The organism is Bacillus cereus group sp. MYBK95-2 (genome assembly GCF_051915225.1).
In the GTDB taxonomy this organism is placed as follows: domain Bacteria; phylum Bacillota; class Bacilli; order Bacillales; family Bacillaceae_G; genus Bacillus_A; species Bacillus_A cereus.
This window is the reverse complement of the sequence record NZ_JBQAEH010000001.1, coordinates 916,858-938,555: the sequence shown is the minus strand read 5'-3', so window position 1 is coordinate 938,555 and position 21,698 is coordinate 916,858. Positions and strand designations below refer to the sequence as shown.

Genomic DNA, 21,698 nt, shown 5'->3' with positions numbered 1-21,698 from the left:
ATGCGGGTGTAGTTTAGTGGTAAAACAAGAGCCTTCCAAGCTCTGGTCGAGAGTTCGATTCTCTTCACCCGCTCCATGTCCCAGTAGCTCAGCCGGATAGAGCATACGCCTTCTAAGCGTACGGTCGGGAGTTCGAATCTCTCCTGGGACGCTAAAAAAACCTTGTTATCAAAAGATAACAAGGTTTTTTGTTTGTCTAAAATTTGATGTTTGGGTTATAAGTGTAGTTCATGCTTAATATTTGCGACCTTTCCTTTGATATTAAGCAGTTGCATATGTACTTTTTTTCTTAAATAAAAAGAGCGCCATTTATGCGCCCTATTCATCTTATTTAATTTAAAGAATTAATAGGTTTATGATGGAACTCAAATCCATATCCAGATTCTCTTAATTGTTTACTTGCAATATTATAAAATTCTTTACCATTCTAGTACGGTTGAGCAGCAGTTATCGGAACTTATCCCCGGCAGTGTGTTACAATTAATAGAAGCGGAAAATGAGAATCTCCAATTGACTGGACCTGTGATTGGTTAGATGGTTTAAGAAGGTCGTATAAAAAAGGGAGATGGCGCAAAGATGGCGAGATCAAATGAGAATGATTTAACGGAGAAATTGGCAGAAGGCCACCGAAAATATGGTGATGGCAATTTTACAGTACAGAACATCGGTGATGAAACTAACCCGAATTGGACTGTCGTAAAAAATGTGAGGAAGGGATCGGCAGGCATTCGCGAAGGAGAAGATATATTAAGACTGCGATCAAAATATATAAAATAGTACGGAAATGGGCGGAGCGGGAGTTCGAATCTCTCCTGAGACGCTAACAAAACCTTTTGCGGTGACTTCAAAGTCCGCAATATATAAGCTCTCTAATTCGTAAGTTGAATCGTACAATGTGCGGTCGCTAACGAGTTAGGGGGCTTTTTTTGTCAAAAAATGTGATTCTTTAACGATTAGTGAGAACTTATCGAATATTTTGGGGGATAGATTGAAAAGTGATCAGCGAAAGAAAGAGACCGCAGAAAATCGTTATACGTTCAACCTAACAATCGGTAAAGCGCTCGAGATAATTGTGCGTTAAATAAAAAATACACCCCCAATTGTTAGTTATGTCTAACAATTGGGGGTGTTGTTGGCAGATGTTGCTGGATTAGCAGTCACATGTTCTTCAGATTTTTTTGTATGCTTCAAAAAAACCTTTGATGAAAAATCACATACATAAAAAACCTCATCGGATTTTATGCCTTCTACAAAACAAACCGTTCGTTTTTCATCAATTGTGTAACCGTGGATTAAAGTTTCTAATTTTTCTTCGGCTACTATAGTAATAATATATTGTGAAGGTTTCTTATTTCTTGTTAGGTTATTCATTGGGGGTTGTATACATGGCAAAATTAAAATAAGAAGTACTATGGAAGGTATCATCTCATAATTCCATTTCCTAAAAATTTAAATAGTAATGAGATAGGAAAAAATAATTACACTACTTATGATTTGAAGGGAAATTAAAACTTTAAGAATAATATTAAACTTCTTGTTTTTATGCAGAGAAAACAAAAACAGAAAATATAGTACAACTAATAGAATAACACTAATAATTAAAGCTCCTTCGATGTACCAAACATTTTCGTTGTTCAACCCTTTCAAAGTTAAAGTTAGATAAAAAAGAACGCTGTCCTAAGAATAGGTAAGCGTCCTATGTTTTTAATAAATCAACCTGTATCACCATCAGCTAAACTTTGTATAATATTAATAGTTGTTTGAGTGTTAACTGAGGTATGTGTGCCTATTGTTACAAGTGTAATCAATAGCATTCCTAATAATACTTTCTTCACTTTAACGCCTCCTTTTTAAAAATTTCTTTTTTAGCTTCATAACTTAAATAGAAATATTTACTTCCTTGTTCAAAGTTTCCTTCGTTATGAAATTGGATTGCGACTGCTTCCGCGTATTCTTGGACATACTCCCATAATCTTTCGTTTTTAAAGTAGTTCATTCCTGCTAGCACAGCTTGTTCTAATTTTTCGGCAGTAACTTTTTTATTAATTTTTCTTAGAATTGTAAAGCGGTATTGATATTCTTGATTTCCTAATTCATTGCAGATAGTTAAACCTTTTTCAATGAGTTGAGATGCAATTTCTTCTTCATCTAGCTTGACGTGTTCCTTGGCTTTAACAAAAATAGCTTTATAATTATGAGGTTTCTTTTCGACAACTTCTGAAAGGTATCGAATTGCCGAAATAGAGAGGTTTTGACTCGCATACATTAAGCCTAAATTATGGCGAACTAGTAAGATTGCTTTCTCATTTTTTTGCTTTTGGAATGTGTTCATTGCAGTAACAAAGTATTCTTCAGCTAGTTCAAATTCTCTTAAATGCGTACAAGCTAATCCTAATAAATTATCGCAATAGGCTGTTTTTAATTCATAGCTTTCATGTTTAGAAAATATGTCCCTAGCTTTTGTACTGTGCTTAATGGCTAAAAGTGCTTGATAAATATGATAATGATATGTTGCTAAGTTATAATGAAATTCTGCTTTTTCAAGTTCATCAGGAATGTGTTTAAGTAAAATTTCTGCTTTATCATAATGTTCTTTAGCAAGGCTATAATTACCGATTGCGTTAGAATGAATAGCCTTATAAAAATGGTAGTAGTAAGATAAAAAGTTATCTGTGGGAATATTAAAAGATTCAATTTTATCAAAGCTATTTTTTGAAATACTTAAATTATCCACTAAATATTTATAACCGAAATCTAAAAGGTAATAGTAGAGTAACAATTTTGGGTCTGCTTCGTTAGTGTGAATGATCGAATTAATTTCTTCTTTTAAAAAATGGGCATTATCTATATTACGTGAACGTATTTCTTGATACCATCTGTTAAGTAGTTTTGAAATTTGTTCATTCCCCTTTATTAGAACGTCCATGAAATCCCACCCCTTTTTGAATATTCTTATAAATAATGATAGCAAGAATAGAATTTGATGGAAATTGAATTTCAATATTTCTCAACATTTGTGTAAAAATTTTATTTTCAATTATGTAACTAATTGCATTCATTCTCCCTGTTAGTAATTTCAAATATTGGGCACAGTGAAATAAACAGACATAATATAATCTTCTTATAAAATACTTTATAAAGATGGAAGGTTAACACTTCAAAATATCCTAAAGGCGATGGAGGAAGCGAAAGAAGCTCGTGAAAAATTAAAACTATTCTCACCATCAGAAGTAGTGTGGGACATTGAAGATTTATCTAAGCAACTACCATGGAGAGATAAATCTTCAACAAATATAACAGATCTATCTAACTACTTTTACACAAGTGGTGGTAAAGACATGTTTGAAATGTTATTTAAAGCATGTGACGAAGCTCTAGAATTAGAAGTAGATTTAGAAATAGAGACATTATAATAGGGAAAAGCTTCATCTTGACGATAAGGTATATAATAAGGCAGAATTTTAACAAATGGTCAGTTAACCGAAACAATGAACGATTCAATAAACGAATTATACTAGCGTTTATATATTTTGGTTAAAGACGAAGCGGGAGCTCGAATTTCTCCTGGTACGCTACAAAAACCTTGTTATCTTTTGATAACAAGGTTTTCTGTTTAGTTATTAATAAACTTCTCAAATACAAAACCATAATCTTTCACATTATATTGTTTCTTCGTATCAACAAGCCAGTTAAAGGCAATCTCGTTCATTTCTTTAAATTGCTCTGCTAAATTTACTTGTGCGTTTGAAATGCGGCTAAAGGCATTAGATGCCATATCTAAACTTTTATGTGCATATTGTAATGTAATATCGTTGTCGTATGAAATTTCTTCGATTTTAAGTAAAGCCTTATATAAATCTTTTAATTCTTCAATATGTTTTTTATGAACATCAATTGAGTAATGTTCATCGCCCATTTGAAACTTAATTTCTACATCTAAATCAATCGTTCCTGCAGTTTCGAGTGCTACGTTTTTAATTTGATATTTACTATAACGAAAGCGGCGTAGTGTACGTTTTTTACTTGTTGCGCTTGTACCGTCTAAGTGAATTAACCCTTTGTTTGTGAAGCAATATTCATCTGATTTCGATTTAATTAGAAAGTAAATTTTCTCTCCATCTTCATGCATTACATAATCATCGGCATCGACCTTATCATAGTCTTTAGGTGTAATAACAGAACCTACATCGCTTAGTCCTAATACATCTGCGGCCATTTTTTTAAACATATATAATCCCCCTTGTAAATTAAATTCTTAATTGTATAAAAATATATTAACATGATTTTCATCCTTTGTTTTCTTGTAATACGAAAATATCTGAAGGTAAGTTAAGAAAAGTAATGAATAATTATTTTGATCCTAAATTATTTAGTAAATCTATTAGTTTAAGATTGGATTCTCCGAAAAATAACCAAGAGAAAAAAGTTAATTTTGCAAGTGATTATAGAGAAATTCCGTGAAAGCACCTCAAGCTATGTGAGGTGTTTTTCTATCCTCTTTTGAAATCTTACAATTCTGTAAGGTAACTGTAAGGTAGTTCGATGGTAACAAATTGCTAATCTTTTATAATGAAGATAACAACGATAAAACGAGGAGGCAGAAATGATGAAAGGATTAGTTGTAACGGGCTTAACGGTTGCTTTTGGATTTGTAGCATATGAGAAATTAACGTATGTAGTTGATGTTGTGAAACATTTGATTGCTTAGAGAAAACAGCCATGAGAGGGAAAGGGAATGAGTGAATGAATGGAATGGTTATTTGGAATTATAGGTACTTGTAGTGTAGTGTTATTGTTCTTTGTCCCAAGTGGTATACTTAGTTCGACAACAAGTTTGTTCTTCTTAAGTTTGTTTGCTTGTACGATGCTTATTATTATGTTTTTAATGAAGCGAAGTAAACCAATCTTCTATTTTAGCATGATTGTTATGGCAATTATTGTTCTCCAAATTATTACCCTTGTAATATACCCCACAATTATAAAAGCTTTCCATTAATGATGAATCCTCTGCGCTTGTTGCTGGGGATTTTTATTTGTACAATTTTAATTTTTAGTAGAGATTTATTCGTATTGGAATGTAAAAATTAAATATTTTTATATTTCAAACAAATAGTTTTGGGATGTTGTGTTCTCATTACGCATTTGATATATTTACTTTGAACATAATTAAAATCAAGAAAAAGAGGCGGACGTATGGATAAAAAAGAAAATACGGTCGTATTGTTTCCACAACTATCAGAGCGCTATATTGATGAAGGTTTTTTAGCGCTGAAAGAGCGGAAGTTCGAAGATGCATTGCGCTGCTTTGAAATATTACGTCAGTATAATGCGGAAACGGAACAAACGGAATTAGCTTCAGTTATTTGTTTACTCGAATTAAAACGTATGGAAGAAGCGAAAGACAAATGTGAACAGTTGCTTAAAACAGGAGTTGTCTTATTTGGTGATATTCTTGAAACGTACGTGACTATTTTAGTTCAAACAAATGATTATGAAGGTGTTATTGAAACTGTTGAAAAGGTTTTACAAACGAAAGATATAATGCCTGATCAAAAGGAAAAATTAGCGCAACTTGCTTTATTTGCAGAAGGTATGCTCAATGAGGGAGACGCATCGCTAGTCGATTCAAATTTTGAGTTGGATGAGTTTACTAATGAAATTTTTGGAGAAAACTTTGGACAGAAGCTAAGAGCGATTCAGCGACTTTCGTTAAAAGACTTAGATCTTGCATTACCTGTTTTAAAGAAATTTTTAATAGAAGAAGAGCAACACCCCTATTTGAAAACTTCTATTTTGTATAAAATGATAGAAAGTCAGGTAGAAGAGGAAATAGAGGTAGAAAAGTTTGGGAATACGATTAAGGTAATTCCAGCATTTACAGGTCATAATGAGGAGCAATCCAATAACATTATACATAAATTATCAAGTCGATTAGAGCAAAATTATCCCGATATATTTGAAGCAATGGTTACATATTGGAAAGAATTGCAAATTAGTGTTTTCCCATTTGCTCTATTAATGGATAAAGAAGAGATTTGGTCAGCTGTTTTAGAGAGAATTGGAAGAAAGCGTTTCGGATTGGCTATTGATGAAGAAGAGCTTATGGCAGCATACAATATCGAATTGGAAGAGTTTCATATTGCCTATCAATGGTTATTACGTGTTGAAAGAGAAGGATATTTGCCCGTATAATTATGAAAAAGAATCGTTCAGTTCTTGAAACGAGCATATTCTATGTTATAATGTAAGGGTTGCAAAAGGCAGAAAACTGCCTGTTTGTAAGAGAAGAGAAGTGTAATTCTCTTACTTAATATGTTTCATATTATTCTCGAACAAAATATACCGTAGTTGTCTTCTGGGCAATTAGTAGATTGGAACATTATATCTGAAAGCTTTTGCTAGAGGATTATTTGTGTATTTGTTATTTCAAAAAAGAGATAATGAAGATCTTAATCTATAGAGGTATGTGCATACATTATTATAGTTGGAGGGAAAGAATAAATGTCTACAAAATGGGAAAAATTAGAAGGTAACGTTGGCGTTTTAACAATCGAAGTTGATGCTAAAGAAGTAAACAACTCTATCGACGCTGCGTTCAAAAAAGTAGTAAAAACAATTAACGTACCAGGTTTCCGTAAAGGAAAAATGCCTCGTCCATTATTCGAACAACGCTTTGGTATTGAATCTTTATACCAAGATGCTTTAGATATCATTTTACCAAAAGCATACGGTGAAGCGATTGAAGAAGCTGGTATCTTCCCAGTTGATCATCCTGAAATCGACATCGAGAAGTTCGAAAAAAATGCTAACCTTATCTTCACTGCAAAAGTTACAGTGAAACCTGAAGTTAAATTAGGTGAGTACAAAGGTTTAACAGTAGAAAAAGTTGAAACAACTGTAACTGACGAAGATGTAGAGAACGAATTAAAATCTTTACAAGAACGTCAAGCTGAACTAGTTGTTAAAGAAGAAGGAACTGTTGAAAACGGTGATACAGCTGTAATCGACTTCGAAGGTTTCGTTGATGGCGAAGCATTTGAAGGCGGAAAAGGCGAAAACTACTCTCTAGCAATCGGTTCTGGTACATTCATCCCAGGTTTCGAAGAGCAAGTAATCGGTCTTAAATCTGGTGAGTCTAAAGACGTTGAAGTATCATTCCCAGAAGAGTACCATGCTGCTGAATTAGCTGGCAAACCAGCAACATTCAAAGTAACAATTCACGAAATCAAAACAAAAGAACTTCCTGAGTTAAACGACGAGTTCGCTAAAGAAGCAGACGAAGCGGTTGCAACTCTTGATGAATTAAAAGCAAAACTTCGCACAAACTTAGAAGAAGGCAAAAAGCACGAAGCTGAGCACAAAGTACGTGACGAAGTAGTAGAATTAGCTGCTGCTAACGCTGAAATCGAAATTCCAGAAGCTATGATCAACACTGAGTTAGATCGTATGGTTCGTGAATTCGAGCAACGTTTAAGCCAACAAGGTATGAACCTTGAGCTTTACTACCAATTCACAGGTACTGATGCTGACAAATTAAAAGAGCAAATGAAAGAAGATGCACAAAAACGTGTAAGAATCAATCTTGTTCTTGAAGCTATCATTGAAGCTGAAAACATCGAAGTTACTGAAGAAGAAGTAACTGCAGAAGTTGAAAAAATGGCTGAAATGTACGGTATGCCAGTAGACGCTATCAAGCAAGCTCTTGGAAGCGTAGACGCTTTAGCTGAAGATCTTAAAGTGCGTAAAGCTGTAGACTTCTTAGTAGAAAACGCTGCATAATAAAATAACAAGGCACGATTAAAATCGTGCCTTGTTTTATAAATATAGAAATATATTTATAAAACTTTTCGATGGAGAAGGAAAAGTTCCTTTACAAGTCGAATATACATATTTCAAAAGTTTTAAAAATTTTTTATTTGTACATAACTAGTCATATTATTTGTATTTCTCGCCACGTAGTGACATAATATGTATTTACATACGATACATTTATCGTGTACATACGAAGGCAAGAGGTTAGCACTTTGTAAGGGGTGTGAAAATATGTTTAAATTTAATGATGAAAAAGGGCAATTAAAATGTTCTTTCTGTGGTAAAACACAAACGCAAGTTCGAAAGTTAGTGGCAGGTCCAGGTGTTTACATTTGTGATGAGTGCATCGAACTTTGTACTGAAATTGTACAAGAGGAGCTTGCGAAGGACGAAGAAGTAGAATTCAAAGATGTACCGAAACCGGTAGAAATTCGTGAAATCTTAGATGAGTATGTCATCGGGCAAGATAGCGCGAAAAAAGCACTAGCGGTAGCGGTATATAACCATTACAAACGCATTAATTCTAACAGCAAAATTGATGATGTAGAATTAGCGAAGAGTAATATCGCACTTATCGGGCCAACAGGTAGTGGTAAAACATTACTTGCACAAACGTTAGCGCGTATTTTAAATGTTCCATTTGCAATCGCGGACGCAACATCTTTAACAGAAGCTGGATATGTTGGGGAAGATGTAGAAAATATCTTACTAAAATTAATTCAAGCAGCTGATTATGATGTAGAGAAAGCGGAAAAAGGAATTATTTATATTGATGAGATTGATAAAGTGGCACGTAAGTCCGAAAATCCATCAATTACACGTGATGTATCTGGTGAAGGTGTGCAGCAGGCACTTCTGAAAATTTTAGAAGGTACTGTAGCAAGCGTTCCACCTCAAGGTGGTCGTAAGCATCCGCACCAAGAGTTTATTCAAATTGATACAACGAACATCTTATTCATTTGTGGTGGAGCGTTTGATGGCATTGAGCCGATTATTAAACGTCGCCTTGGTGAAAAAGTAATTGGATTTGGTTCTGAGAAGAAAAATGCTGATGTGAATGAGAAGCATGTTTTATCTCACGTATTACCAGAGGATCTTTTAAGATTTGGTTTAATTCCAGAGTTTATCGGTCGTCTTCCAGTTATTGCGAACCTAGAGCCACTTGATGAAGATGCTCTTGTTGATATTTTAACGAAACCGAAAAATGCACTTGTTAAGCAATTCCAAAAATTATTGGAGCTTGACGATGTTGAGTTAGAGTTTGAAGAAGGTGCACTAATCGAAATTGCGAAAAAAGCAATTGAACGTAAAACGGGTGCTCGTGGACTTCGTTCTATTATTGAAGGCTTAATGCTTGATGTAATGTTCGAACTTCCATCTCGTAAAGATATCGAGAAGTGTATTCTTACAAAAGAAACAGTAGCTGATAATGAGCCGCCAAAATTGGTGTTACAAGACGGTACTGTACTTGATACAAAAACATCTGCATAATGCGAAAGGGAAACAGCAATTTTTATAATTGCTGTTTTTCTTTATGTTTAGCTACGTTCCTCCGCGGAAATACTAAGAGATAAAATATTGCGGGAGGAAATAAATAATGAGCTGGACAAATATATTTTTAGTTGTTCAACTTGTTTTTGGTGTAATTGTCGGATTGTATTTCTGGCATTTACTTCGAAATCAACGAACACAAAAAGTTTCAATTGATCGAGAATCGAAAAAAGAATTAGAACAGCTTCGTAAAATGCGTGAGATTTCTTTAACAGAGCCGCTAGCAGAAAAGGTGCGTCCTACAACCTTTTTAGATATTGTAGGGCAAGAGGACGGAATTAAGTCGTTAAAAGCGGCTCTTTGTGGTCCGAATCCGCAACATGTAATCATATATGGCCCGCCAGGTGTTGGGAAAACAGCGGCAGCACGTCTTGTATTAGAAGAAGCGAAACGAAATCCTAAATCTCCATTTCGTACGAATGCAACATTTATTGAACTTGATGCGACAACAGCTCGGTTTGATGAACGTGGTATCGCAGACCCTTTAATAGGTTCGGTGCATGATCCGATTTATCAAGGTGCTGGGGCGATGGGGCAAGCAGGTATTCCGCAACCGAAAAAAGGTGCTGTAACAGATGCACATGGTGGTATTTTGTTTATTGATGAGATTGGCGAGCTCCATCCGATTCAAATGAACAAAATGTTAAAGGTGTTAGAAGATCGAAAAGTATTTTTAGAAAGTGCGTACTATAGTGAAGAAAATACGATGATCCCAACATATATACATGATATTTTCCAAAAAGGCTTACCGGCAGATTTTCGCTTAGTTGGAGCAACGACACGTTCGCCAGAGGAAATTCCTCCTGCTATTCGGTCACGTTGCTTAGAAGTATTTTTCCGTGAATTAGATACGGAAGAAATTCAAAAAGTAGCGAAAAATGCCGCGGAAAAAGTGGAAATGCAAATAGGTGAAAATGGTATTGAAATGATCGGGATGTATGCAAGGAATGGACGAGAAGCGATTAATCTCGTGCAAATCTCTGCTGGTATGGCGATAAATGAAGAACGTTCTTTCATTAAGGATGAAGATATAGAGTGGGTTGTTCACTCAAGTCAGCTTACACCGAAATATGAAAAGCGCATTTATCCGATTCCAAGGATTGGTCTTGTAAATGGTCTTGCTGTATACGGACCAAATACAGGTGCGTTATTAGAAATTGAAGTAACAGCAATCAAGGCGAAAGATAAAGGATCGGTAAATGTTACCGGAATTGTGGAAGAAGAAAGTATTGGTAGTCAAACGAAATCGATTCGTCGTAAAAGTATGGCGAAAGGCTCTGTTGATAATGTATTAACAGTACTTCGTTCTTTAGATGTGTTGCCAGAAGGATATGATATACATATTAATTTTCCAGGTGGTATCCCGATTGATGGCCCTTCTGCAGGAATCGCTATGGCAACAGGTGTATATTCTGCGGTGCACCGCACGTATGTAAATAATGAAGTAGCGATGACAGGGGAAATAAGTATACACGGAGAAGTAAAACCTATTGGTGGCGTGTACGCAAAAATAAAAGCTGCGAAAAAAGCGGGAGCTAAGAAAGTCATTATTCCTGCTGAAAATATGCAACCATTTTTGTATACGATCAAGGGAATTGAAATTATTCCTGTCCGTAAGTTAAAAGAAGTATTTGAGTTAACGTTTATGCAAGAAAATATGCATAGAGAGCTAGATGTACATACTAAGGTAGACGAAACTGATGCACAATCTATGTGAAAATAAACAATAATAAAATTTGCCAGACTTCGTTTAAGTTTGTATGCTTAATCGGAGTCTTTTTTCTTTTCGTGAGGTAGAAAAACAAGCTATTTACAATTGCGCGGAATCTCAGCAATTGCATCTAGGTGTATTGTAATATAAAATAGTTGAACAGGAGTTTAATTTATTATGGAGGTGCTATGTCTAGTATGAATACGAACGAAAGAATCGTGCCCCTCCTACCATTAAGAGGCGTTCTCGTATATCCAACGATGGTTTTGCATCTTGATGTAGGACGTGATAAATCGATACAAGCACTAGAGCAGGCGGCAATGGATGAAAATATCATCTTTTTAGCAATGCAAAAAGAAATGAATATCGATGATCCGAAAGAAGATGACATATATAGTGTAGGTACGGTGGCGAAAGTGAAGCAAATGTTAAAATTGCCGAACGGTACGCTTCGTGTCCTTGTGGAAGGTTTACATAGAGCAGAAGTAATAGAGTTTATCGAAGAAGAAAATGTAGTACAAGTGTCGATTAAAACGGTAACTGAAGAAGTAGAAGATGATTTAGAAGAGAAAGCTCTTATGCGTACGTTACTGGAGCATTTCGAACAATATATTAAAGTTTCGAAAAAAGTTTCAAATGAAACATTTGCAACGGTAGCTGATGTGGAAGAACCAGGGAGATTAGCTGATCTAATTGCTTCTCACTTGCCGATTAAAACGAAGCAGAAACAAGAGATTCTAGAGATTGTATCTGTAAAAGAACGATTACAAACACTTATTTCAATTATTCAAGATGAACAAGAGTTACTTAGCCTAGAAAAGAAAATTGGGCAAAAAGTGAAACGTTCCATGGAGCGCACGCAAAAAGAATATTTCTTACGTGAGCAAATGAAGGCGATTCAAACTGAACTTGGCGACAAAGAAGGCAAGGGCGGAGAAGTAGAAGAACTTCGTGAGAAAATTGAACAGTCAGGAATGCCGGAAGAAACAATGAAGGCTGCGCTGAAAGAATTAGATCGTTATGAAAAGTTACCAGCAAGTTCTGCGGAGAGTGGTGTTATTCGCAATTATATTGATTGGTTATTAGCGCTTCCGTGGACAGAGGCAACAGAAGATATAATTGATCTTGCTCATTCGGAAGAGATTTTAAATAACGATCATTACGGTCTTGAAAAAGTGAAAGAGCGTGTACTTGAATATTTAGCTGTACAGAAGTTAACGAATTCATTAAAAGGACCTATCCTTTGTTTAGTAGGCCCTCCTGGGGTCGGCAAAACTTCGTTAGCGCGTTCAATTGCAACATCATTGAATCGTAACTTCGTCCGTGTATCTCTTGGTGGTGTGCGTGATGAATCTGAAATTCGTGGTCACCGCCGTACATATGTTGGAGCAATGCCAGGACGCATTATTCAAGGTATGAAAAAGGCGAAAACAGTTAATCCAGTCTTCTTATTAGATGAGATTGATAAAATGTCTAACGATTTCCGTGGAGATCCATCAGCGGCATTACTTGAAGTATTAGATCCAGAACAAAACCATAACTTCAGTGATCATTACATTGAAGAACCATATGATCTATCAAAAGTTATGTTTGTAGCAACTGCTAATACACTTTCAAGTATTCCAGGTCCATTACTTGACCGTATGGAAATCATTTCGATTGCTGGCTATACAGAACTTGAAAAAGTACACATTGCTCGTGAGCATTTATTGCCGAAACAATTAAAAGAACATGGCTTACGAAAAGGTAATTTACAAGTGCGTGATGAAGCGCTGCTTGAGATTATTCGTTATTATACACGTGAGGCTGGTGTTCGTACGCTAGAGCGCCAAATTGCAAAAGTTTGCCGTAAAGTAGCGAAGATTATCGTTACAGCAGAACGTAAACGTATCGTTGTGACAGAGAAAAAGATTGTTGATTTACTTGGTAAGCACATATTCCGTTATGGGCAAGCTGAAAAAACAGACCAAGTTGGTATGGCAACAGGTCTAGCTTACACAGCAGCAGGCGGCGATACACTTGCCATTGAAGTTTCTGTAGCGCCAGGAAAAGGGAAACTAATTTTAACAGGGAAACTTGGGGATGTTATGAAAGAATCAGCACAAGCTGCGTTTAGTTATATACGTTCTCGTGCAGAAGAGCTTCAGATCGATCCGAATTTCCATGAGAAAAATGATATTCATATTCACGTTCCAGAAGGAGCAGTTCCAAAAGACGGACCGTCAGCAGGTATTACGATGGCAACGGCACTTATTTCTGCGCTAACAGGTATTCCTGTAAGTAAAGAAGTCGGTATGACAGGTGAAATTACACTTCGTGGTCGTGTATTACCAATTGGTGGTTTAAAAGAAAAAACATTAAGTGCTCACCGCGCAGGCTTAACAAAAATTATTTTGCCAGCAGAAAACGAGAAAGATTTAGATGATATTCCAGAGAGCGTAAAAGAAAACCTTACGTTTGTGCTTGCATCTCATTTAGATGAAGTATTGGAGCACGCATTAGTAGGAGTGAAACAATGAAAGTAACAAAAGCAGATATTGTAATTAGTGCTGTTAAACCAGAACAATATCCAGACAGTGATTTACCAGAAATTGCATTAGCAGGTCGTTCAAATGTGGGGAAGTCTTCCTTTATTAATAAAATTTTAAATCGTAAAAAGTTAGTACGTATTTCTTCTAAACCAGGAAAAACGCAAACGCTGAACTTTTTCTTAATCAATGAGATGATGCACTTTGTTGACGTTCCAGGTTATGGATATGCGAAAGTATCTAAATCGGAGCGCGCTGCATGGGGGAAAATGATTGAAACGTACTTTACAACGCGTGAACAATTAGACGCAGCTGTATTAGTAGTTGATTTACGTCACCAACCAACAAGTGATGACGTGATGATGTATGATTTCTTAAAGCATTATGAAATCCCAACAATTATTATTGCGACGAAAGCCGATAAAATTCCGAAAGGGAAATGGCAAAAGCATTTAAAAGTTGTAAAAGAAACGCTTGCTGTTGAAATTGGCGATGAAATTGTTCTATTCTCTTCTGAAACAGGACTTGGAAAAGAAGAAGCGTGGAAAGCAATTCATAAATTTACAAAAACAAAAAACGCGTGACGAATGTCGCGCGTTTTTGTTTTGCTAAATTTTTTAGCGTACGTTTAATGTAACTTCAATATTTCCTCTTGTTGCTTTCGAGTAAGGACATACACCGTGAGCCGCTTCTACAAGTTCTTGTGCTTCGCTATGTGAAACGCCAGCCACATGTACATCAAGTACAGCAGATAGGCCGAAACCACCATCTGTATCTTTTCCGATAGAAACGTGAGCAGTTACTTCTGTACTTTCTACTTTCACACGTTTTGTACGAATGACAAGTTGTAATGCACTATCGAAACAAGCTGCATAACCAGCTGCAAATAGTTGTTCTGGATTTGTTGCTTCTCCGCCTGCACCACCTAGTGCTTTCGGCATTTTTACATCAAGATTTAATATGCCATCATCTGAAACTACTTTCCCATTTCTTCCACCTGTTGCTGTTACTGAAGCAGTATATAATTTATCCATATTTATTCCCCTTTTCCATCATTAATTGTTTTCATTGTGTCAATCAGTTTATTTAGTTGAATTAATAAAGAGCGATATTCTTGCTCTGTAATTCCTAAGTTTGTAGCCATCGTTGTCGGTAATGAACAAGCCTTTTCCTTTAAATCTTTGCCCTGTTCTGTTAATTCAATACAAACTTTTCGCTCGTCTTCTTTGGAACGAACACGTTTTACAAGTTTTAATGATTCCATACGTTTTAACATAGGTGTTAACGTACCAGAATCTAAAAATAGACGTTCTCCAATTTCTTTTACTGTTAGTCCATCTTGCTCCCATAGTACGAGTAAAGTAATGTACTGGGGATACGTAATACCCATTTCTTCTAAATAAGGTCGATAAAAACGAGTAACCTCTCTAGAGCAGGCGTAAATAGAAAAACAAAGTTGGTTATCTAGATGCAAAGAGTCTTCTGTCATAAATAACTCCCTTCTAATTAAGTTGTGCACAATTTAATTTTGTAAAACTAATATAACGAAAAAGAAATGCAATGTCAAATACATTGTATTGAGAAAGTCTTTGTTACATTTTGGAACAATCATACATATTTTCCTTCATGATGAAAGAAGATAGGGAAGATGATGTTATAATTTATATGGAATAGTTTCCATCACTTGATTATGAGGGCTTTTTTTGGTAACGTACAAATAGAGTTATTAATTTATAATCATTATAAAGTAGGATTTTTTTTATTAGTGTTACTGAATCTCCTTTATTACATACGGAGAATAATTAAAAAATAATCGGTTGTTCACACGATTGTCAGATTCATAAGAGGAAAGTTGTATTATGATAGTAGATAAAGTGATAAAACGGGTGAAGGGGGACATGCTGCGTGCATATTCTTGTTGTTAGTGTAAATTATCGAACAGCCCCTGTAGAATTTCGTGAGAAACTCACATTTCAGGCAGCAGAACTAGAGCGAGCGATGACTACATTACAAAATCAAAAGAGCGTGTTAGAGAATGTCATTGTGTCAACTTGTAATCGCACTGAGATTTATGCTGTTGTCGATCAATTACACACGGGACGGTATTATATTAAGAAGTTTTTAGCTGATTGGTTTCAGCTTGAAATAGAAGAAGTCGCGCCATATTTAACTATTTTTGAACAAGATGGCGCAATAGATCATTTATTCCGCGTAACGTGCGGTTTAGATTCAATGGTAGTCGGAGAAACGCAGATTTTAGGTCAAATAAAAGATAGCTTTTTAGAAGCGCAACAAGTTAAAGCAACAGGCACAATTTTTAATGAATTGTTTAAGCAAGTCATTACATTAGCAAAACGTGCCCACTCAGAAACAACAATCGGGGAAAGTGCAATGTCTGTTAGTTATGCTGCTGTTGAGCTTGGAAAGAAAATATTTGGCGAGTTAACAGATTGTCATGTGCTTATTCTTGGTGCTGGTAAAATGGGCGAACTTGCACTACAAAACTTATATGGAAGTGGTGCTCGTAAAGTAACAGTTATGAATAGGACGCTTTCGAAAGCAGAAGTAATGGCTGAGAAATATATGGGACATGCAAAATCGTTAAGCGAATTACAATGTGCATTATTAGAAGCAGATATTTTAATTAGTTCAACTGGTGCATCTGAGTATGTCATTACGAAAGAGATGATGACAAAGGTGGAGAAAATGCGCTCTGGTCGTCCATTATTTATGGTTGACATTGCAGTGCCGCGTGATATTGATCCAGCGATTGATGAGCTAGAAGGTTCTTTCTTGTATGATATTGATGATTTACAAGGAGTAGTGGAGGCAAACCGTGCTGAGCGTTTGAAAGAGGCAGAGAAAATTCAATTTATGATTGAAGAGGAAATTGTTCTGTTTAAAACGTGGTTAAGTACACTTGGTGTTGTTCCATTAATATCAGCTCTTCGTGATAAGGCACTTGCAATCCAAAGTGAAACGATGGTAAGCCTAGAGCGAAAAATACCAAACCTTAGTGATCGTGAGAAAAAAGTTATTAGTAAGCATACGAAAAGTATTATTAATCAATTATTAAAAGACCCAATTTTAGTAGCGAAAGAAATAGCTGCTGAAGAGGGAGCGAGCGAAAAATTAGCGTTATTTGCAAAGATTTTTGATTTAGAAACGGAAGAAGTAGAGAGTCGTGCGGAAGAAGTAGAACATAAAAGAGTGTGGACACCATCCGTTCCATCTTTATAATTTGGAAGGATGATCGGATGAGTTTTTTAAATAACAGTATTATTTATCATATTGCAATTATTTTATATGCTTGTAGCATTAGTTTATATTTTATAGATTATTTCCAAAGTAACCGAAAGGCGAACCGATTTGCTTTTTGGTTACTTGCGATTGTATGGGTCCTGCAGTCTATTTTTATGTTGCTTAGAGCTACAGATTCAGAAACGAATCCTATTTTAACTTTATTATCAGGGATTTATTTTTATGTTTGGTTATTGATTACGATGTCGTTAGTTATTAATCGATTTATGAGAATTGACTTTTTAGTCTTTTTTACAAATGTTGTAGCATTTGGCGTAAGCGCTTTTTCTATTTTTACACCGCTCGGAAAGATGTCGCCAGTACTTGCGGAACAATTAGTTTCAGAACTTGTATACGTGCATGTCGGTATGGCAATTATTTCTTACGCAACGTTTACTGTATCGTTCATTTTTTCTATTATGTATTTATTGCAATATCGCCTATTAAAAAAGAAAAAATGGAATGCGAGATTAAGAAGGTTAGGGAATTTACCGAAGCTAGAATCTATGTCTTACGGATTAAATTTATTTTCTGTTCCATTTTTCTTACTAGCAATTTTATTAGGATGTATATGGGGATATACAAAATTGGATAATTTCCATTGGTATGATACGAAAGTAATCGGATCTTTTGTCGTTCTATTTGTGTATTGCACAGGTTTATATTTACGAGCGGCAGATGTGTTGCAAGGTAAGAAAATTGTACAGTGGAATATCGGATCGTTTCTCGTAATGCTAGTAAACATTTTTCTATTAAGCAGTTTGTCCAATTTCCACTTTTGGTATTTATAATGAGGAGAGAGAATTATGCGCAAAATTATTGTAGGATCACGAAAGAGTAAACTAGCATTAACGCAAACAAACTGGTTTATTGATCAGTTAAAAGCCTTAGGTCTACCATATGAATTTGAAGTGAAAGAAATTGTCACAAAAGGTGATGTTATTTTAGATGTTACTCTTTCAAAAGTAGGCGGAAAAGGCTTGTTTGTGAAAGAGATTGAACATGCGCTACTTACGAAAGAAATTGATATGGCTGTACATAGTATGAAAGATATGCCGGCCGTACTTCCAGAAGGATTAATGATCGGTTGTACACCAAAGCGTGTTGACCCTCGTGATGCTTTTATCTCAAAAAGCGGAGCGTCGTTTAAAGAGTTAGCAGAAGGCGCTATTTTAGGTACGAGTAGTTTAAGACGTAGTGCACAGCTACTCGCTGCGAGACCAGACTTACAAGTGAAGTGGATTCGCGGAAATATCGATACACGTTTACGTAAATTAAAAGAAGAAGATTACGATGCAATTATTTTAGCGACAGCAGGATTACAAAGAATGGGCTGGGATAATGAAGTTATTACAGAACATTTAGATGAGACGTTATGTGTACCTGCTGTAGGACAAGGTGCATTAGCGATTGAGTGTCGTGAGGATGATAAGGATTTATTGCAGTTGTTAGCGCATATTAATGATACGATAACAGAAAGAACAGTGGCAGCGGAGCGAGTATTTCTTCATAAACTTGAAGGTGGATGCCAAGTTCCAATTGCTGGATATGCAACCCTTACAGAAAACGATACAATCGAATTAACAGCTCTTGTCGGCTCTATGGATGGCTCTGTTTTATTAAAAGAGACAGTAGTGGGTACTAATCCTGAGGAAGTAGGGTTAGAGGCCGCGGACCGTTTAATTAAACAAGGCGCCAAAGAACTCATTCTTGCTGCAAATAAGGAGCAACAATAAATATGAACGCTCTCGCTGGAAAAACGGTATTGATTACACGTGCCCAGCATCAAGCGAAACAAATGAGTGTAGCAGTGAAAGAAAAGAGCGGAATTCCATTGGAAATTCCGCTTTTGCGTATGGAAGGTATGTCTCATAGGCAAATTCAACATATTGAAGAACAGCTACATTCATACGACTGGGTTATTTTTACGAGCAGAAATGGTGTAGCTTTTTTTCTAGATAGTTTAAAAAAGAAACTACCGCTAACCATTAGAATCGCTGCGGTAGGTGTGAAAACAAAATTAGAGTTAGAAAAAAGGGGCTATCAAGTTCATTTTGTTCCGACTTCATTTGTTGCAGAAGCATTTGCAGAAGAGTTTCTAAAAGAATTAAGTGGAAACGAACGTATTTTATTTCCGAAAGGGAATTTAGCAAGAGAGGTAATTCCGGTTGCACTTCGGGAAATTGGTGTTTCTCTAGATGAGCTAATCGTATACGGTACGAAAGTGAATATAGAAAAAAAGCAAGAACTTATAGCAGCATTGAAGTTAGGGAAAGTAGACATTATTACATTTACGAGCCCTTCAACTGTTACTAGTTTTGTTCGTTTACTTGAGGGTACAAACTGGAGAGAATGGACAAAAAAATGTACAATTGCTTGTATAGGACCTATTACGGAAAAAGAGGCAAGTCTTTATTTTCCGTCTGTTATTGTGCCGAAAGAGTACACTGTAGAAGCATTACTACAATATGTTTGTGAATCTATAAAATGAAAGAATGGGGATAGAAATCTATGAACTCTTTACAATTTAATCGTCATCGTCGTTTAAGACAAAGCGGGGGCATGCGTGCACTTGTGCGTGAAACGTTTTTACATACGGAAGATTTTATTTACCCTATTTTTGTATTAGAAGGTGAAAATGTTCGTAATGAAGTTCCTTCTATGCCGGGCGTATATCAAATGTCTTTAGATTTATTGCAAGCTGAAATGCAAGAAGTTGTTGATTTAGGTATTCGTTCTGTTATTGTATTTGGTTTACCTGCTGAAAAGGATGAAGTTGGATCATCAGCATATTGTGATCATGGAATTGTACAACGTGCTATTCAGCAAATTAAAGGTGATTTCCCTGAGCTAGTAGTAGTTGCAGATACATGTTTATGTCAATTTACAAGCCATGGTCATTGCGGTGTAATTGAAGATGGGATTATTTTAAATGACGAGTCTCTTGCAGTTCTTGCGAAAACAGCTGTAAGTCAAGCGAAAGCAGGAGCGGATATTATTGCGCCATCAAACATGATGGACGGCTTCGTAACAGCAATTCGTCATGCATTAGACGAAAATGGTTTTGGACACGTGCCAGTTATGTCGTACGCTGTGAAATATTCATCAGCATTTTATGGACCATTCCGTGATGCTGCGCACGGTGCACCGCAATTTGGTGACCGTAAAACATATCAAATGGATCCGGCAAACCGTATGGAAGCATTCCGTGAAGCAGAATCAGATGTAATGGAAGGTGCAGATTTCTTAATCGTAAAACCAGCTCTTTCTTACTTAGATATCGTTCGTGATGTGAAAAATAACTTTAATTTACCAGTTGTCGCTTATAATGTAAGTGGTGAATATTCGATGATTAAAGCGGCAGCGCAAAATGGTTGGATTAATGAAAAAGAAGTTGTTCTTGAAAAATTAATTAGTATGAAACGTGCAGGGGCAGATTTAATTATTACGTATCATGCAAAAGATGCAGCAAGATGGTTACAAGAAGGAGGCGCTAAATAATGAAAAAGTTTGATAAGTCAATTGCAGCGTTTGAAGAGGCGCAAGACTTAATGCCTGGTGGCGTAAATAGCCCGGTTCGTGCCTTTAAGTCTGTTGGGATGAATCCGTTGTTTATGGAGCGTGGAAAAGGCTCTAAAGTATATGATATCGATGGGAATGAATACATCGACTACGTATTATCATGGGGTCCTTTAATTCATGGTCATGCAAATGATCGTGTTGTAGAAGCGTTAAAATCTGTTGCTGAAAGAGGTACAAGCTTCGGTGCACCAACAGAAATTGAAAATAAATTAGCAAAACTTGTTATTGAGCGCGTGCCATCAATTGAGATTGTGCGTATGGTTAACTCTGGAACGGAAGCAACAATGAGTGCACTACGTTTAGCTCGTGGTTATACAGGTCGTAATAAAATCTTGAAATTTATTGGTTGTTACCACGGTCATGGTGATTCGTTATTAATTAAAGCTGGTTCTGGTGTGGCGACTTTAGGTTTACCAGATAGTCCTGGTGTACCAGAAGGTGTAGCGAAAAATACGATTACAGTAGCTTATAACGATTTAGAAAGCGTAAAATACGCGTTTGAACAATTCGGTGATGATATTGCTTGTGTAATTGTAGAACCAGTAGCAGGAAATATGGGGGTTGTTCCTCCGCAGCCTGGATTTTTAGAAGGTCTTCGTGAAGTAACAGAACAAAACGGTGCATTGCTTATTTTTGATGAAGTAATGACAGGGTTCCGAGTAGCTTATAATTGTGGCCAAGGTTATTATGGCGTAACGCCTGATTTAACATGCCTAGGTAAAGTAATCGGTGGTGGTTTACCGGTAGGAGCATACGGTGGTAAAGCGGAAATTATGCGCCAAGTTGCGCCAAGCGGACCGATTTACCAAGCTGGTACTTTATCAGGTAATCCACTTGCAATGGCGGCAGGTTATGAAACGTTAGTACAGTTAACGCCAGAATCATATGTAGAATTTGAGCGTAAAGCTGAAATGTTAGAAGCTGGATTACGTAAAGCAGCTGAAAAACATGGCATTCCGCATCATATTAACCGTGCAGGCTCTATGATTGGTATTTTCTTTACAGATGAACCCGTTATTAATTACGATGCAGCAAAATCTTCAAACTTAGAATTCTTTGCGGCTTACTACCGTGAAATGGTAGAACAAGGTGTATTCTTACCACCATCTCAATTCGAAGGTTTATTCTTATCGACAGCACATAGTGATGCAGATATTGAAGCGACGATTGCAGCAGCTGAAATTGCAATGTCAAAATTAAAAGCGTAGTGTATT

At 36.1% G+C, this 21,698-nt stretch carries 21 protein-coding genes, 2 tRNA genes and 1 pseudogene; 17 read left to right on the top strand and 7 right to left on the bottom strand.

The features are described from left to right. The first annotated feature begins 2 nt into the window (after positions 1-2). Positions 3-76, top strand: a tRNA-Gly gene (locus tag ACTFN4_RS04850). Between the two features lies 1 nt (position 77). Next, positions 78-151, top strand: a tRNA-Arg gene (locus ACTFN4_RS04845). Positions 152-331: 180 nt separating this feature from the next. Here the strand turns inward: ACTFN4_RS04845 and ACTFN4_RS04840 are convergent. Continuing rightward, a pseudogene (locus ACTFN4_RS04840) lies at positions 332-424 on the bottom strand (DUF6572 domain-containing protein); the annotation flags it as partial. A gap of 152 nt (positions 425-576) precedes the next feature. Between ACTFN4_RS04840 and ACTFN4_RS04835 the strand changes: the two are divergent. Continuing rightward, on the top strand, positions 577-777 hold the full coding sequence (locus ACTFN4_RS04835; RefSeq protein WP_000124460.1) for a hypothetical protein: 201 nt from the start codon (positions 577-579) through the stop codon (positions 775-777). A 336-nt stretch (positions 778-1,113) separates the two neighbouring features. Here ACTFN4_RS04835 and ACTFN4_RS04830 read toward each other — a convergent pair whose 3' ends face one another. The 3 genes from ACTFN4_RS04830 to ACTFN4_RS04820 form a co-directional block, all read right to left on the bottom strand. After that, on the bottom strand, positions 1,114-1,371 hold the full coding sequence (locus tag ACTFN4_RS04830) for a hypothetical protein (RefSeq protein WP_134207591.1): 258 nt from the start codon (positions 1,369-1,371) through the stop codon (positions 1,114-1,116). Positions 1,372-1,712: 341 nt separating this feature from the next. Continuing rightward, the gene (locus ACTFN4_RS04825) at positions 1,713-1,835 is read right to left on the bottom strand and encodes a hypothetical protein (RefSeq protein WP_000756803.1); all 123 of its coding nucleotides are present in this window, start codon (positions 1,833-1,835) and stop codon (positions 1,713-1,715) included. Then, entirely contained in the window at positions 1,832-2,926 is a 1,095-nt protein-coding gene (locus ACTFN4_RS04820; protein ID WP_439962103.1) for a tetratricopeptide repeat protein, read from the bottom strand. The genes ACTFN4_RS04825 and ACTFN4_RS04820 overlap by 4 nt, the downstream gene beginning before the upstream one ends. A gap of 202 nt (positions 2,927-3,128) precedes the next feature. Between ACTFN4_RS04820 and ACTFN4_RS04815 the strand changes: the two genes are divergently transcribed. Further along, complete coding sequence (locus tag ACTFN4_RS04815) at positions 3,129-3,413, top strand: Imm70 family immunity protein (RefSeq protein WP_427250953.1); 285 nt, start codon at positions 3,129-3,131, stop codon at positions 3,411-3,413. 200 nt (positions 3,414-3,613) lie between these two features. On the opposite strand, the gene ACTFN4_RS04810 is transcribed toward ACTFN4_RS04815, so the two are convergent. Continuing rightward, entirely contained in the window at positions 3,614-4,228 is a 615-nt protein-coding gene (locus tag ACTFN4_RS04810) for a PH domain-containing protein (protein WP_000473863.1), read from the bottom strand. Positions 4,229-4,747: 519 nt separating this feature from the next. On the opposite strand from ACTFN4_RS04810, the gene ACTFN4_RS04805 reads away from it, so the two are divergent. From ACTFN4_RS04805 to ysxC, 7 genes are all read left to right on the top strand, one after another. After that, positions 4,748-4,996 carry a hypothetical protein gene (locus ACTFN4_RS04805; RefSeq protein WP_001983650.1) on the top strand — a complete coding sequence of 83 codons (249 nt, stop codon included), beginning with the start codon at positions 4,748-4,750 and terminating at the stop codon, positions 4,994-4,996. A gap of 197 nt (positions 4,997-5,193) precedes the next feature. Further along, positions 5,194-6,192, top strand: coding sequence for a hypothetical protein (locus ACTFN4_RS04800; RefSeq protein WP_000358277.1), 999 nt, complete (start codon positions 5,194-5,196; stop codon positions 6,190-6,192). A 309-nt stretch (positions 6,193-6,501) separates the two neighbouring features. Beyond that, complete coding sequence (gene tig / locus ACTFN4_RS04795) at positions 6,502-7,779, top strand: trigger factor (protein WP_033695596.1); 1,278 nt, start codon at positions 6,502-6,504, stop codon at positions 7,777-7,779. A 264-nt stretch (positions 7,780-8,043) separates the two neighbouring features. Continuing rightward, entirely contained in the window at positions 8,044-9,303 is a 1,260-nt protein-coding gene (gene clpX, locus ACTFN4_RS04790; protein ID WP_000472289.1) for an ATP-dependent protease ATP-binding subunit ClpX, read from the top strand. Positions 9,304-9,409: 106 nt separating this feature from the next. Beyond that, a complete protein-coding gene (gene lonB / locus ACTFN4_RS04785) occupies positions 9,410-11,080 on the top strand; it encodes an ATP-dependent protease LonB (RefSeq protein ID WP_000119176.1) in 1,671 nt (556 codons plus the stop codon). A gap of 182 nt (positions 11,081-11,262) precedes the next feature. Continuing rightward, on the top strand, positions 11,263-13,593 hold the full coding sequence (gene lon, locus ACTFN4_RS04780; RefSeq protein ID WP_000097289.1) for an endopeptidase La: 2,331 nt from the start codon (positions 11,263-11,265) through the stop codon (positions 13,591-13,593). Next, complete coding sequence (gene ysxC, locus ACTFN4_RS04775; RefSeq protein ID WP_000869116.1) at positions 13,590-14,186, top strand: ribosome biogenesis GTP-binding protein YsxC; 597 nt, start codon at positions 13,590-13,592, stop codon at positions 14,184-14,186. Before lon ends, ysxC begins: the two co-directional genes overlap by 4 nt. A 33-nt stretch (positions 14,187-14,219) precedes the next feature. On the opposite strand, the gene ACTFN4_RS04770 is transcribed toward ysxC, so the two are convergent. Together ACTFN4_RS04770 and ACTFN4_RS04765 are read right to left on the bottom strand one after the other, a co-directional pair. Continuing rightward, entirely contained in the window at positions 14,220-14,636 is a 417-nt protein-coding gene (locus ACTFN4_RS04770) for an organic hydroperoxide resistance protein (RefSeq protein ID WP_000359781.1), read from the bottom strand. A gap of 2 nt (positions 14,637-14,638) precedes the next feature. Continuing rightward, positions 14,639-15,091, bottom strand: a complete 453-nt coding sequence (locus ACTFN4_RS04765; protein ID WP_000133916.1) for a MarR family winged helix-turn-helix transcriptional regulator — start codon at positions 15,089-15,091, stop codon at positions 14,639-14,641. A gap of 416 nt (positions 15,092-15,507) precedes the next feature. On the opposite strand from ACTFN4_RS04765, the gene hemA reads away from it, so the two are divergent. The 6 genes from hemA to hemL are packed head-to-tail and all read left to right on the top strand — an operon-like array spanning position 15,508 to position 21,692. Then, positions 15,508-16,842, top strand: a complete 1,335-nt coding sequence (gene hemA / locus ACTFN4_RS04760; RefSeq protein ID WP_000547868.1) for a glutamyl-tRNA reductase — start codon at positions 15,508-15,510, stop codon at positions 16,840-16,842. Positions 16,843-16,859: 17 nt separating this feature from the next. Beyond that, positions 16,860-17,693, top strand: coding sequence for a cytochrome c biogenesis protein (locus ACTFN4_RS04755; protein ID WP_000008991.1), 834 nt, complete (start codon positions 16,860-16,862; stop codon positions 17,691-17,693). 15 nt (positions 17,694-17,708) lie between these two features. After that, complete coding sequence (hemC, locus tag ACTFN4_RS04750) at positions 17,709-18,638, top strand: hydroxymethylbilane synthase (protein WP_439962102.1); 930 nt, start codon at positions 17,709-17,711, stop codon at positions 18,636-18,638. 2 nt (positions 18,639-18,640) lie between these two features. Further along, a complete protein-coding gene (gene hemD, locus ACTFN4_RS04745; RefSeq protein WP_000992353.1) occupies positions 18,641-19,393 on the top strand; it encodes a uroporphyrinogen-III synthase in 753 nt (250 codons plus the stop codon). A gap of 20 nt (positions 19,394-19,413) precedes the next feature. Continuing rightward, the gene (gene hemB / locus ACTFN4_RS04740; RefSeq protein ID WP_001087065.1) at positions 19,414-20,403 is read left to right on the top strand and encodes a porphobilinogen synthase; all 990 of its coding nucleotides are present in this window, start codon (positions 19,414-19,416) and stop codon (positions 20,401-20,403) included. Further along, positions 20,403-21,692, top strand: coding sequence for a glutamate-1-semialdehyde 2,1-aminomutase (gene hemL, locus ACTFN4_RS04735; protein WP_000712943.1), 1,290 nt, complete (start codon positions 20,403-20,405; stop codon positions 21,690-21,692). The genes hemB and hemL overlap by 1 nt, the downstream gene beginning before the upstream one ends. The last annotated feature ends 6 nt before the right edge of the window (positions 21,693-21,698 follow it).

Bases quoted from the DNA above. Each gene is read 5' to 3' on its own strand.
- ACTFN4_RS04820 (WP_439962103.1), bottom strand. From the start codon at position 2,926: ATGGACGTTCTAATAAAGGGGAATGAACAAATTTCAAAACTACTTAAC.
- lon (WP_000097289.1), top strand. From the start codon at position 11,263: ATGTCTAGTATGAATACGAACGAAAGAATCGTGCCCCTCCTACCATTA.
- ACTFN4_RS04770 (WP_000359781.1), bottom strand. From the start codon at position 14,636: ATGGATAAATTATATACTGCTTCAGTAACAGCAACAGGTGGAAGAAAT.
- hemD (WP_000992353.1), top strand. From the start codon at position 18,641: ATGAACGCTCTCGCTGGAAAAACGGTATTGATTACACGTGCCCAGCAT.
- ACTFN4_RS04805 (WP_001983650.1), top strand. From the start codon at position 4,748: ATGGAATGGTTATTTGGAATTATAGGTACTTGTAGTGTAGTGTTATTG.
- ysxC (WP_000869116.1), top strand. From the start codon at position 13,590: ATGAAAGTAACAAAAGCAGATATTGTAATTAGTGCTGTTAAACCAGAA.
- lonB (WP_000119176.1), top strand. From the start codon at position 9,410: ATGAGCTGGACAAATATATTTTTAGTTGTTCAACTTGTTTTTGGTGTA.
- clpX (WP_000472289.1), top strand. From the start codon at position 8,044: ATGTTTAAATTTAATGATGAAAAAGGGCAATTAAAATGTTCTTTCTGT.
- ACTFN4_RS04835 (WP_000124460.1), top strand. From the start codon at position 577: ATGGCGAGATCAAATGAGAATGATTTAACGGAGAAATTGGCAGAAGGC.
- ACTFN4_RS04800 (WP_000358277.1), top strand. From the start codon at position 5,194: ATGGATAAAAAAGAAAATACGGTCGTATTGTTTCCACAACTATCAGAG.
- ACTFN4_RS04830 (WP_134207591.1), bottom strand. From the start codon at position 1,371: ATGAATAACCTAACAAGAAATAAGAAACCTTCACAATATATTATTACT.
- hemC (WP_439962102.1), top strand. From the start codon at position 17,709: ATGCGCAAAATTATTGTAGGATCACGAAAGAGTAAACTAGCATTAACG.
- tig (WP_033695596.1), top strand. From the start codon at position 6,502: ATGTCTACAAAATGGGAAAAATTAGAAGGTAACGTTGGCGTTTTAACA.
- ACTFN4_RS04765 (WP_000133916.1), bottom strand. From the start codon at position 15,091: ATGACAGAAGACTCTTTGCATCTAGATAACCAACTTTGTTTTTCTATT.
- hemB (WP_001087065.1), top strand. From the start codon at position 19,414: ATGAACTCTTTACAATTTAATCGTCATCGTCGTTTAAGACAAAGCGGG.
- ACTFN4_RS04810 (WP_000473863.1), bottom strand. From the start codon at position 4,228: ATGTTTAAAAAAATGGCCGCAGATGTATTAGGACTAAGCGATGTAGGT.
- hemL (WP_000712943.1), top strand. From the start codon at position 20,403: ATGAAAAAGTTTGATAAGTCAATTGCAGCGTTTGAAGAGGCGCAAGAC.
- ACTFN4_RS04755 (WP_000008991.1), top strand. From the start codon at position 16,860: ATGAGTTTTTTAAATAACAGTATTATTTATCATATTGCAATTATTTTA.